Source organism: Paenibacillus sp. V4I3, from assembly GCF_030817215.1.
Taxonomy (GTDB): domain Bacteria; phylum Bacillota; class Bacilli; order Paenibacillales; family NBRC-103111; genus Paenibacillus_E.
Map to the genome: position 1 here is coordinate 7,178,346 of NZ_JAUSZA010000001.1, position 13,234 is coordinate 7,191,579.

General features: G+C 45.9%; 9 protein-coding genes and 1 other annotated feature. Of the genes, 1 reads left to right on the forward strand and 8 read right to left on the reverse strand.

The window, feature by feature from the left end; all coding sequences use genetic code 11:
- Positions 1–67 precede the first annotated feature (67 nt).
- From QFZ77_RS32885 to QFZ77_RS32895, 3 genes are all read right to left on the reverse strand, one after another.
- Positions 68–2,737, reverse strand: a complete 2,670-nt coding sequence (locus QFZ77_RS32885; RefSeq protein WP_307446674.1) for a valine--tRNA ligase — start codon at positions 2,735–2,737, stop codon at positions 68–70.
- Between the two features lie 99 nt (positions 2,738–2,836).
- Positions 2,837–3,089, reverse strand: a binding site (T-box leader).
- Positions 3,090–3,266: 177 nt separating this feature from the next.
- Complete coding sequence (locus QFZ77_RS32890) at positions 3,267–4,289, reverse strand: LysM peptidoglycan-binding domain-containing protein (RefSeq protein WP_307446677.1); 1,023 nt, start codon at positions 4,287–4,289, stop codon at positions 3,267–3,269.
- Positions 4,290–4,406: 117 nt separating this feature from the next.
- Positions 4,407–5,294: an RluA family pseudouridine synthase gene (locus QFZ77_RS32895; protein WP_307446680.1), complete on the reverse strand. Its 888-nt coding sequence runs from the start codon at positions 5,292–5,294 to the stop codon at positions 4,407–4,409.
- A 281-nt stretch (positions 5,295–5,575) separates the two neighbouring features.
- Here QFZ77_RS32895 and QFZ77_RS32900 point away from each other — a divergent pair, with 281 nt between their 5' ends.
- Complete coding sequence (locus QFZ77_RS32900; RefSeq protein ID WP_307446682.1) at positions 5,576–7,054, forward strand: phosphodiester glycosidase family protein; 1,479 nt, start codon at positions 5,576–5,578, stop codon at positions 7,052–7,054.
- Between the two features lie 60 nt (positions 7,055–7,114).
- On the opposite strand, the gene hemL is transcribed toward QFZ77_RS32900, so the two are convergent.
- The 5 genes from hemL to hemB all read right to left on the reverse strand — a co-directional run bounded on the left by hemL (position 7,115) and on the right by hemB (position 13,210).
- Entirely contained in the window at positions 7,115–8,413 is a 1,299-nt protein-coding gene (hemL, locus tag QFZ77_RS32905; RefSeq protein ID WP_307446685.1) for a glutamate-1-semialdehyde 2,1-aminomutase, read from the reverse strand.
- A gap of 130 nt (positions 8,414–8,543) precedes the next feature.
- On the reverse strand, positions 8,544–10,010 hold the full coding sequence (gene hemG, locus QFZ77_RS32910) for a protoporphyrinogen oxidase (protein WP_307446687.1): 1,467 nt from the start codon (positions 10,008–10,010) through the stop codon (positions 8,544–8,546).
- A complete protein-coding gene (hemH, locus tag QFZ77_RS32915; protein ID WP_307446690.1) occupies positions 10,007–10,954 on the reverse strand; it encodes a ferrochelatase in 948 nt (315 codons plus the stop codon). Before hemH ends, hemG begins: the two co-directional genes overlap by 4 nt.
- Before the next feature lies 1 nt (position 10,955).
- Entirely contained in the window at positions 10,956–12,020 is a 1,065-nt protein-coding gene (gene hemE, locus QFZ77_RS32920; protein WP_307446694.1) for a uroporphyrinogen decarboxylase, read from the reverse strand.
- A 197-nt stretch (positions 12,021–12,217) separates the two neighbouring features.
- Positions 12,218–13,210, reverse strand: a complete 993-nt coding sequence (gene hemB, locus QFZ77_RS32925; protein ID WP_307446697.1) for a porphobilinogen synthase — start codon at positions 13,208–13,210, stop codon at positions 12,218–12,220.
- Positions 13,211–13,234 lie beyond the last annotated feature (24 nt).

Consider the following 13,234-nt stretch of genomic DNA (forward strand, 5'->3'; position numbering starts at 1 on the left):
TCTCATCCTCATTTACTATATGAATCAGCTTGTTTTCGTAACTAGGCAATCGTTTGATTTTCTGCGATTATCCTTTTAACTCCGCCAATCGAACAATCACTTTGTCTCGCTTGTCGGCATAATCGGCAAGCTTTGCTTTTTCTTCCTCGATGACCTTGGCAGGCGCCTTGGCCACAAAGCCCTCATTGCCCAATTTCTTCTCGATACGCTCTACTTCACCGTGCAAAGATTGTAATTCTTTATCCAAGCGCGTGAGCTCTTGCGCAATATCAATAAGACCAGCCAGCGGCAAGAAAAGTTCAGCTCCTGTAATGATAGCTGTCATGGCTTTCTCCGGAGCTGCCATCTCTGCGTCGATTTGGAGCAGGGATGTGTTACAGAAACGCTTCAGGTATTCCTCATTGTTGCTGAGAATACTCAGCGTATCGCTGCTAGCCGGTTTTACAAGCAGTTCAACTTTCTTACTCATTGGCACATTCACTTCGGCCCGAATATTACGAACGGAGCGAATAACGTCCATCAAGAGTTCCATCTCACGAACAGCGTCAGGCGATTCGAAAGCCTGATTCTCTACGGGCCAAGAGGCAAGCGTAATCGTCTCACCCACATGCGGCAGATGCTGCCAAATCTCTTCCGAAATGAACGGCATGAATGGATGAATCAAACGTTGGGTTTGGTCAAGTACATACGCAAGTACGGACTGCGTTTTACTTTTCGCAGCAGCATCTGTCCCGTATAAGCTTAATTTACTGAACTCAATGTACCAATCACAGAGATCATCCCAGATGAAATTGTACAGTAATCGGCCAGTTTCACCGAATTCATAGCTGTCTATTAGACGAGTCACGTCACGAACAGTTTCGTTCAGACGGTGTAGAATCCAGCGGTCTGCCGTACCTAGTTGACCCGTAAGATCAATATCTGCTGCGGTTACACCTTCGAGATTCATTAAAGCAAAGCGAGATGCATTCCAGATCTTATTCGCAAAATTCCGAGCTTGCTCCACACGTTCCCAACGGAAACGTAGATCTTGCCCAGGTGTGCTGCTCGTCGAAATCATATAGCGCATAGCATCAGCGCCGTACTTCTCAATTACTTCAAGCGGGTCGACGCCATTGCCAAGGGATTTTGACATTTTGCGGCCTTCGGAATCCCGTACAAGACCATGCATCAATACATCTTTAAACGGAATTTGATCCGTAAATTCAAGAGCGGTGAAGATCATCCGAGCTACCCAGAAATAAATGATGTCGTAACCCGTAACCAGTACATTCGTCGAATAGAAACGCTTCATATCCTCAGTCTCATTCGGCCAGCCAAGTGTAGAGAACGGCCACAATGCGGAACTAAACCATGTATCAAGCACATCGTTGTCTTGGTTCAAATTCGTGCTTTGGCAGTGCGAGCAAGCCGTAGCGTCCTCACGCGTTACCGTGATTTGGCCACAATCCGCGCAGTGCCAGGCAGGAATGCGATGTCCCCACCACAACTGACGGGAAATAACCCAATCACGCACGTTTTCAATCCAGTTTAAGTATATTTTCTCGAAACGATCCGGAACGAAGTTAACACCTTTGCCTGTTTTTTGTGCATCAATCGCTTGATCAGCAAGCGGCTGCATTTTCACAAACCATTGTGTTGATAAATAAGGCTCGATCACTGCGCCGCTGCGCTCGCTATGACCTACTTGATGAACGTGTTCCTCTATTTTGATAAGAACACCTTGCTCCTTCAAGTCAGCGACAATTTGCTTGCGGCATTCAAAACGATCTTTCCCCTGGTAAGGACCCGCATTCGCGTTCATCTTGCCGGTTTCGTCCATAACCAGAACTTGCGGTAGGTCGTGACGCTTCCCAACTTCGAAGTCATTCGGATCGTGAGCCGGTGTAATTTTTACGGCGCCGCTTCCGAACTCTTTTTCAACATACTCATCCGCAATGATCGGAATCTCGCGATTCACGATAGGGAGAAGCAGCGTTTTGCCGATGAGATGCTTATAGCGCTCATCCTTCGGATGAACAGCAACCGCTGTATCGCCAAGCATCGTCTCAGGACGAGTCGTGGCAACAACGATTGAATCTGTTCCATCCGTCGTTTTGTATTCTAAGTGATAGAGAGCGCCTTGCACCTCTTTATATTCTACTTCAATGTCAGAAAGCGCTGTACGAGCCGCTGGATCCCAGTTAATAATATAATTCCCGCGATAAATCAGGCCTTTCTCATAAAGGCTTACGAATACTTCACGAACGGCTTGTGATAGGCCCTCATCCAAGGTGAAGCGTTCACGTGAATAATCCAACGAGAAACCCATTTTGGCCCATTGCTCACGAATCGTGTTTGCATATAGTTCCTTCCACTCCCATACCTTCTCCAAGAACTTCTCGCGTCCAAGATCATAACGTGATTGTCCTTGCTCGCGGAGCTTTTGCTCTACCCTAGTTTGGGTGGCAATACCTGCGTGGTCAGATCCAGGCAGCCAAAGTGCGTCATAACCCTGCATCCGTTTGGTACGAATTAAAATATCCTGCAGTGTAAAATCAAGCGCGTGCCCAATATGCAGCATACCTGTAACGTTCGGAGGTGGAATCACAATGGTGTAAGTTTCCGCATCAGGACGTGTGCCCGCTTTGAAAAACTCATTTTTAATCCAGTAATCATACCACTTGCGCTCGGCATCTTTAGGATCGTACGTAGTAGGCATTTGCAATTGTTCTTTGGTTTCATTAGCTTCTGTCATAAGATTACCTCCATTACTATTATCTCTGTTAAACAGGCTTATGAGGCCTGTAAGTCATCTCACATCGGCGGCCATTCAAACAAAAAAAGCCCTCCGCCCGCAAAGGACGAAAGGCTTGCTTCCGTGGTACCACCTTCATTCCGCGCAGCTTCAAAAGAAGCGCGTGGCTCTCAAACAGATAACGGCTGCGGCCGGCGAATGCTAATGCTGCTCACCGCATAAACGGGCGCATACAATCACATTCACAACTCCAGGGCGACTTCGTTCGGTTGCTTCCTATGGAACCTTTCAGCGCTACCAGTTCCACTCTCTGAAGGGCTTACCGCCTACTACTCCCTATCAACGTTTCCAATATTACTCAAAATGGTTTACATCATATGATATCGAACATTTGAAATAGAGTCAATATATCATTCCAGTATTACCGTTTATGCATATATTATGCTTGCTTCCGAAAGATGTTACGAAAACGAATAAGAGCCCTCAGCCGCTATAAGCAGCCAAAGGCTCTTGCCTATGTATCTGTTATTTATCTAGGCAGATAAATAACCTGCCCAACTGAAATTTCTTGATCACTCATACGATTCAAGAGTTGAAGCTCACGCGGGTTGAGTTGATAGCGTTTGGCAATCGATTCCAACGTATCTTCTTTTTGAACAATGCAAAGTTTTAGTTTCCTAAACTCTTGCGTTCCTGCGTTGCTTTGAAGAAAGAGTCGCTTCCACTCCACAGCATCTATTCGCGTCTCTTCCGCAAGCGCAGCTTGCGCTTCTGCTTCTGCATTCCTCTTATCGGTAAGATACGAGCCCGCCTTAGAAAGAAGCGATTTAATACCATACGGGTTGATGTCCACAGCCTCAGCCGCCTTTTTGCCAAAGGCGACTTTGAGCTCTTTCTTGTCTTCCGTAACCACCGTGCTTTCTTGATGGGGTGTCACCTTTAATTCGGTTTGTTCAATCTCCACTACAACTACACCATCGTCAGAACCAACCTCATCTTGAATGGGAGCCACATAAGGAGTAACAGCTGCATAAGAAGCTACATTTACGGGTTCTCGTATGGTTGGAACTGCCTGAGGTTCCTGTACGGGCTGTGGTTGATAGGGCATAGGCGGCTCGAAACTTGGGATGTTAACCTCATGAACGAAAGTAACTTCCTCTTCTTCCCGCCAGCTCTCCAGCGGAGCCGACACAATTTCGACGCCTTGTAGGGAAAGAACACCTGTAACGTTCAAGCTTCTGGCTGATAAAAGATCAATATCAAAATTTTCAATCTCGACCTGAATATCTTCGACACGATGAATGCGATTTAAAGGTAATGTGATCTCGACTGGAATCAGGTGCTCAAGTGATCTGGGTGTACTCCCTTCCTCACTGAAATAATTGCCCGTGAGCAGCAAGTTTCCTTTCAGGATTGCCTGATCATCCAAAGTAATTACCTGAATATGAGGAAGCAATTCTACATCATTTAATTCTTGTATCCCCGCCAAATCTTCTTGCAAATGAACGCGTTCATAGATATCGAATCTTAAACCTGGTTGTTGTTCAGACACCGAATTAATCCTCCCTTCCATCAAATCCAAATGCTGGACAGCATTCGGATTGTTTGGCCATTTACTTGTTTGTCTCTAAAAGTATATGGGTGGGAAGGGCTAGGCATGACTACATTTTTACAGGGCTGAAACTTCTTCTAGCAAAAGTTTGAAATCTTGCGGCAGCGGAGCATGCACGATGACTTGCTTTTGAGTAACAGGATGATCGAACAAAAGCCTCTCTCCATGCAGGGCTTGTCGATGAAACAATCGCGATGAACCCCCATAAAGGGAATCCCCTACTAAGGGGTGGCCTAAATGACTGAGATGGACCCGAATTTGATGGGTTCTCCCTGTTTCTAGCTCCAATTCTATGAAAGCCGCTTTCTTCATTTGCCGTAAAACCCGATAATGTGTTACCGCTTGATCACCGCTAGGCGAAACTCTTCGCTTACCTGAGATATAACGATCTTTACCGATAGGTTCATCTATCGATCCTTGTTTTATTCGGAATACGCCTTCAGCTAGCGCTACATAGCGTCTATCAATTCGTTTGTCACGCATTGTTTCATCAAGAAGCACATGCGCCCACTCATTTTTGGCATATAGTACAGCTCCGGTCGTATCTTGATCTAAACGATGTATATGCCGAACCCCGCAAGCCTGGCCTGTCGATTCAAAATAGAAGGCTACCGCAGAAGCCAACGTACCGCTTTGCCCTGCTTCTGCTGGATGAACAGACATCCCTGCCGGTTTATTAACGACAAGGCAAAAGTCGTCCTCATATAAAATGCCAAGATCATAAGACTCAGGTTTGAAAGCAGCCTTCTCTTCAGGAAACGCATGAAGTCGAATTTTATCATCCTGAATCTTAATAAGGCCTTGAGAGGCTAGTCGAAGAAAATACTTTCTAGGAACTGGCAGTATAGCTGTTAATTCTTCTATAGCCCCTGGTTTAAGAGGTTTCCATAACGGATTTGGAACGGGGAGCTCCAACCATTCACCGCTGCGTTTCCACTCTGTCATATTCGAGTACCTTTACGAAAGGATAGATAGATTACGAGCAGAATGACTAGAAATACCAAAACAACCGCCATTAAATCTATTGGAAAATCAAAAAAGTAATATCGTTTCATAGAATTCATTACTCCTCATGAAAATAGGGATTATGTACACTTTATTTTAACAATTACCAATAACAATTGCATGCTAAAATATGATAATATAAGTCTTGTATTGTTTTTTTTCGACATTACTAATCAAATATTAAATACCAAATAGAATAATAGAGCAGGAGAGGAACAACCTTGGGTAGTTCAATATTAGAACATTTTCGGAGTTATAGTTGGCTGAAACGCACTTTTCTCGTTATAGCTGTTTGTACTTTTCTTAGTTCAAGCTTCTTATTTCTAACCCCACCTGGAGAATATATACGCGAATATTTGGCTAAAACGGTTATTACGACGCAGCATCGTGACTGGGCCTGGATTTTCGTTGGTGCTGAGCGTAGAGATCAGATGGTTCTCGAAATGCAAAATTTGACCGAAATCAACTCTGTTGAAAAACAAGATTTGCGGGCGGTTCAATTCAATAAAAATCGTTCTACGGAAAGTCTTGTGAAAGTCGAGGATATTTCTGGCCAGTTTTGGAAGGGCAAGAAAATGTATGTATATGACCCACGAACGATTCGTGTCGTTGTCCCCGCAAAGCAAGGTGAAGGGGAAAGAATTACATCCATGGTAGAGCGTACTGGCGCTGTCGCAGGCGTAAATGGCGGAGGCTTCAACGATCCAGACGGACTTGGAAACGGATTTGCGCCAATTGGTGCTATTATGTCCGGTGGAGAAATTCTTTATACAGACCAAGAAGGCAGCATTCCTCAACATATTGTTGGATTCACAAAAGAAGGCACACTCATTATCGGGAAGTATACGATTGACGAACTTCTTAAACTTGGTGTCACTGACGCCGTATCCTTCTATCCGCGTGTTATTGCTAACGGAAAACCGCTCATTACTAGCGGTGACGGAGGCTGGGGACGCGCACCTCGTACAGCTGTGGGACAAAAAGCCGACGGAACGGTTATTTTCATCGTGATCGACGGCCGACAAACGCACAGTGTAGGCGCAACACTTAAAGAGGTTCAGGATCTGTTTCTCGCAGATGGCGTCATTAATGCTGGCTTCTTGGATGGCGGAGCTTCCTCCGAGATGGTATACAACGATGAGCTGATTACGAAGCCCTCAAGTCGTTACGGGGAGCGTCGCTTACCTTCTGCTTTCCTAGTTTTTGATCATCCTGACCAAGTAAAGGTGAAGAATGTTTGGGAAGGACTTAAGACTATCGATCCAGGTGGTGCTTATGACCACCCTGATTTCCTGAGAGAACAAGCGACTAAAAAAGCGAACCCGCCTAAAGCAACACCTACACCGAAATCAACAACGTCAACCAAGCCTGAATCCAGCAGTGAAGCAGGTAAGAATGGCACGTCTAATCCACCTTCAGGATCAGATAATGGTACTGTCAAACCAAGTCCGTCAGTGAAGCCAGAAACTTCACCGACACCTTCTACGAAGCCAAGTCCTTCACCGAGTACAGGTACAGGCAATGGCAATACCGGCACAGGTTCTGGCACAGGCACAGGAAGCTCCTCACCAGGAGCTTCCACATCATCAAAGCCAAGCCCGACGCCTACACCGAGTACAAGCCCTATCCAAGGGCAAACAAACAATGGGAATAGTGCACTGCCATCTTCAAGTGTTGCTCCAACCATAAAAACAAACTAAAACTTACATAAGTAAGCAAAAGACCTGGCCACGTTGGCCAGGTCTTTATATATTACAAACTTATAATCGCTTCAACGCTTCACGATGAGCATCGATTGTTGCAGCGATATCTTCATCGGAATGAACCGTAGATATAAACATCCCTTCGAATTGCGAAGGTGCAACTGAAACTCCCAAATCGAGCAAATGGCCAAAATAAGCATTAAACTTAGCTAAATCAGACGTTTTGGCTGTATCGTAATTCGTGACAGCCTGCTCAGTGAAAAATGGACATATCATGGACCCTACTCGGTTAATTGTGCTTGCCACGCCAAATTCAGCGGCATTCCCAGCAAATCCAGCTTCCAGCTTCGCGGATTTGCGTTCCAGTTCCTCATAGACATTGGGCTCGCCCAATAAGGATAACGTTGCGAAGCCTGCTGCCATCGCTAGTGGATTACCGGATAAGGTTCCTGCTTGATAGATTGGACCTGCAGGAGCAATCTGCTCCATGATGTCCAGTCGGCCTCCATAAGCGCCAACAGGGAGTCCTCCGCCAATGACCTTACCTAGACATGTTAAGTCAGGTGTAACGCCGTACAAGCCCTGTGCGCAGTGTTTATGCACGCGAAAACCAGTCATCACCTCATCGAAGATTAGCAAAGAACCATATTGTTGAGTAATGGAACGTAATCCTTGTAAAAACCCTTCAGCTGGAGGCACAACTCCCATATTCCCTGCAATCGGCTCAACGATTAAAGCCGCAATTTCTTCCCCAAACTTTTCAAACACTAATTTAACGAATGCCAAATCATTGTAAGGCACGGTGATCGTATTCGAGGCCACGCTACTCGGGACCCCTGGACTATCTGGAAGGCCAAGTGTGGCTACACCGGAGCCAGCTTTGATCAGTAAGGCATCTGCATGGCCATGGTAGCTTCCTTCGAATTTCACGATCTTGTCGCGCTTCGTAAAACCGCGGGCTAACCGTAGGGCGCTCATAGTCGCTTCTGTCCCTGAATTCACCATGCGAACCATATCAATGGACGGCACCCGTTCAATGACCAGCTTTGCCATTTCCGTTTCTAGAAGTGTCGGCGCACCGAAGCTTGTCCCTTTTTCGGCCGCTCCTCTAATAGCTTCCAGCACGACAGGGTGAGCATGTCCTACGATTAATGGACCCCAGGATCCTACATAATCGATAAAGGTATTCCCGTCAATATCCGTTACGCGAGAACCTGAGCCTTTCTCCATGAACAAAGGTGTTAAACCAACTGATTTAAAGGCGCGAACAGGACTGTTCACTCCACCGGGAATGATCTTCTTAGCTTCTAGAAAGGCGGCCGAAGAGCGCGTGTCGATTCTACTCGAATTTCCCATAATTTCATACCCCCAGTAGTCTATCTATGATTAAATTTTTCCGAAAAAGAAGTCGGCTCCGTTTTTTATATGGTCCTCAGCGGTTCTGTATTTCAGCATCAGATTTCAAATTAGATCTGGCCAAGATTCGTTAAATCGAACTGGCTGTTTCAGCGGCTTCCTGTGACTGGTTTTGGATCAGGTCCGCAAGCTGCCACGCAGCCTCTTTACCTTGCCTTATACAATCAGGCAGACCCACTCCATGGAACCCCGCCCCCACGATAAGGACTTGAGGCATAGCTGCAGCAAGCTCTTCACGGAACTGCGCAATCTGCTCCAGATGACCCACAGGATATTGCGGCATAGAATGCATGAGACGAGTTACATCCGTAAAAAGCGGTTCCGCCTTTAGTCCTAATAATTCCCGCAGATCATGGCGGGCTTTGCTAATTAGTTGTTCATCCGACCACTTCGGCCACTCTTGCTCACCTGCACGACCGATATAACAACGCAGAAGCACCTTCCCGTCTGGGGCTGTATGCAGCCATTTAGCAGATGTTAAGGTACACGCAGTAATCGTCCTGCCTTCGGTTTTCGGCACTAGAAAGCCCGAGGCATCCAGTGCAAAAGGGATGTCTTTGCGATCGAAAGCCATAATAACATTCGCCACGGAAATGTAATCAATCTTCTTAAGCTGATTTGCTGCAGGTAAATCTGCTAGCATCTGCGCTGCCTGATAAGCAGGCGTAGTTAGGATAACGCCATCTACCATTTCACTATGTCCATCCTCAAAGATAACCTCAGTTTGCTGCTGACCCATTTTACGAACGGATATAACCCCGACGCCATTTCGTAGATCCACAGTCTTCAAGGCGTCTTCTAAGCCCGAAACCAACGTCTGAAGCCCCTTCTTGAACGTCACAAAAACCGAGTTACGTACCGCAGAAGGTAAGTGAGCACTCTCTTCACTCACGTTTTTGCGACTGACCATCATCCCTAGAATTAAACTGCGATGCTTCTGCTCCATCGCTCGAAACTGTGGGAACGTTGCTTTTAAACTAAGCTTAAACGTATCACCAGCATAAATCCCCGCTAGAAGCGGTTCCACGATACGTTGAAGCACTTCTTTCCCTAAGCGGCGCTCCAGAAAATGCCCAAGAGATTCATCCGTTGATAAATCACGCTTCGGCAGGATCAAATCAAGTGCAGCTCGCATTTTACCTAATGGGGAAATGAGGCCCGTCTTCATGAACGGTGTCATTTGTGTTGGTATGCCGAGCACTAAGCCAGGTGGCATGCGGTGCAGCTTACCTTGACGCACAATATAGGTCTTTTTCGCCCCAGGATTCGTTCCTGTAAGCTCATCTTCTAGCCCAAGATCATAAGCCAGATCAATAATAGGGCGCTTCCGTGCAAGGAAGGAATCCGGCCCTTTTTCAATGACGAAACCCTCTCGTTCTATGGTATGAATTTTCCCGCCAAATGTCGGGGACTTCTCCACCACAGAAAGACGAAAAGGAGCTCCCGCTGACTCCAACCTATTCTTTAAGTAAAAAGCTGCGCTAAGCCCCGTAATCCCCCCGCCAACAATCATGTAGTGAGGAATCCTAGTACTCATGATAAACGGGTGACCTCTTTCCATTTCTTGTATACAACATCACTCAATGTTTCCAGATACAGAGGGTCTGTATTTAGCGATTCTGTTCGTTCCAAATGCAGTCCAAGCTCCTTGGCTAGGGCCTGTGCTTCTATATCGATATCGTAGAGAACCTCCAGATGATCCGAAACAAAGCCGATCGGACATAGGAGAACATTCTTGACGCTTTCCTCTTGATTGATCTTACGTAAAACATCCAAGATATCCGGACCAAGCCACGGCATCGCTGTTTGCCCTGCGCTTTGCCAACCGAACTGCCAATTCGTCAGACCTACACGCTCAGCAATGACTTTGGAAGTGGCAAGCAATTGATCTGGGTATGGGTCTTTCAATTCAAGTATTTTCTCAGGCAAGCTATGCGCAGTAAAGATAACACGTACATCATTTCGATTCACACCGGAGAATTTCTCTAAGGCTTTGTCAACACGTGTGCTAAGGGCATCAAGCAGTTTAGGATGAAGATGATAGTCAAGAACGAAATCAATCTTCAGACCAAGTGCCTCTGCCTTATCTTTCGCTCTTTTCACGTACCCGCCAACGCTCATAGTTGAGTAGTGAGGGGCTAGAACGACTCCCACAGCCTCAGTAATACCGTCCTTAACCATTTGCTCCACACCGTCTTCTACGTAAGGCTGAGCATGCTTCAGACCTTGATAACAGACGAATTCAACTTCTGGGTGTTCTTGACGAAGTGTATTTTCCAGGCCCTTAACCTGCTTGTTCGTATTTTCACGCAGCGGGAAGAACCCTCCTACAATTGCCTCATAACGAGCAGTTAATTCATGCAGCTGCTCAGGCGTTGGAGGATGCCCACGTCTAATATGTGTGTAATAAGCTTCAACTTGATCCAAACTTTCCGGAGTACCATAAGACATGACTAAAACACCAATACGCTGATTCGCCATGCTAAACACCACTCTTTTCTGCTTGCTGCGTTAGTACGGAATGTGAGTAAGTATGAATGAATGTAGTCAAATCCTTTAACTTCTCAAGCGATGCTTCCGGGAATAGCCCATGACCAAGGTTAAAGATATATCCTGGTTGCTGGATCCCCTCATCTATAATGGCTTTCGCCTGTTGCTCAATAACGCTCATCGGAGCTGTTAAAATATAGGGATCCAAGTTTCCTTGCACGGCAAAGCGCTCGCCAATTCTTCCACGGCCTACAGAAATTGGAATCCGCCAATCTAGACCAATAACATCCGCTTGGATGTCTTTGAGATAAGGAAGTAACTCCCCTGAACTCACGCCTGGGAAATAAATCTTTGGTTCCTTCAAGTCCGCAAGTTCTTTGAATATTCGCGTCATTGTCGGCAGCACATACATTTGAAAATCCGCAGGAGAAAGTGCGCCAACCCAGCTATCAAATACTTGAACAGCCTTAGCACCCGCTGCGATATGCGCTCTCAAGTACGTAATGACCATATCACCAAGCTTCTCCATTAAGGCAAACCAAACGGTTGGTTCGGAGTACATAAGCTGCTTCGTGCGAATATAGCTTTTGGATGGCTTACCTTCAATCAAGTAGCTCGCAATCGTAAATGGCGCACCCGCAAATGAGATGAGGGGAACCTCAAGCTCCTTGTCTAAGATACGGATCGTTTGAATAATATGCGATAAATCTTTCTCCACGTCTATAGGACGCAGGCGCTCAACATCTTGCGCTGTCCTAACTGGCGTATGAATCACAGGACCCACATCTTTGACAATATCAAAATCGATTCCAAGTGAAGCAACGGGATTCATAATGTCCGAATATAAAATGGCTGCATCAACACCCAACTTTTTAATGGGCATCATGGTAACTTCCGCGGCTAGCTCTGGTTGCTGACAAATTTCAAGCAGTGAGTACTTTTCTTTGATTTTGCGATAATCCGGATCATAACGTCCAGCTTGGCGCATATACCAAACGGGCAGCGTATCCACCTGTTCTTTTCGGCATGCTTTAATAAAATTATCGTTGTAGGTCATGAGGCACCTTCCTCTGGGTTTCCATCTATTCTCATTCATTATGCCCTAATTATACCCCTGTCACAACTGAGGTAAGCTTATGTTTTGCGACAAAAGTATGACAAAAGAACCATCCGCACTAAGATTACATGCTGATCGTTTCCTCCGGAAACTGCTCGCCTTTGCATCTTAGGTGAATGGCTCTATTTGGAAATTTGCTATTTTTTTAAATAACGAGCAATATCTTTGGCAAAATAAGTCAAGATGATATCCGCACCGGCACGTTTGAAGCTTGTCATTGTTTCCATCACGATAGCCTCTTCATTAACCCATCCCTGCATGGCTGCAGCCTTAATCATCGAATATTCCGCACTCACATTATAGGCAACTATCGGCAAATCGAAGTTATCTTTCAGCATCCGAATGATGTCCATGTAAGCAAGAGCCGGTTTCACCATGAGGAAATCAGCGCCCTCTGCAACGTCACTTTCCGCTTCACGCAAAGCTTCGCGCCCGTTAGCTGGATCCATCTGATACGTTTTGCGGTCACCGAATTGCGGTGTTGAATCCACAGCATCTCGAAATGGACCGTAATAGGCTGATGCATATTTAACGGAATAAGCCATAATCGGTGTATTCTCGTAGCCAGCTTCATCTAAACCTGAACGAATAGCATGTACATAACCGTCCATCATGTTTGAAGGAGCGATAATATCAGCACCCGCTTTGGCTTGCGATACAGCCGTACGAACCAACAGCTCCAAGGAGGCATCATTTGCCACATCCGCCTGTCCCGTAACCGGATGATGATGAATAACACCACAATGACCTGTATCCGTAAACTGACATAGACATGTATCGGCAATTACAAGCAAATTCGGGTTCAATTCTTTAATAAGACGAGCCGCTTGCTGCACAATGCCATCATCCATAAAAGCGGAAGTTCCTGTCGCATCTTTATGATCCGGAACACCAAATAAAAGAATAGCTTGAATGCCAAGCTTTGTAATTTCTTCGATTTCTTCTTGCACTCTGTCTAAAGAAAAATGATAAACACCTGGCATCGAAGCAATTTCTGACTTGATGTTCGTACCATGTGTAACAAAAATCGGTTGTACAACATCGTAAACGGTCACTTGATTTTCACGTACCAGATTACGAATAGCTGCATTGCCGCGTAAGCGGCGATTACGAACGATAGGGAAACTCATGAAGAATTCCGCCTCCTTATTGGC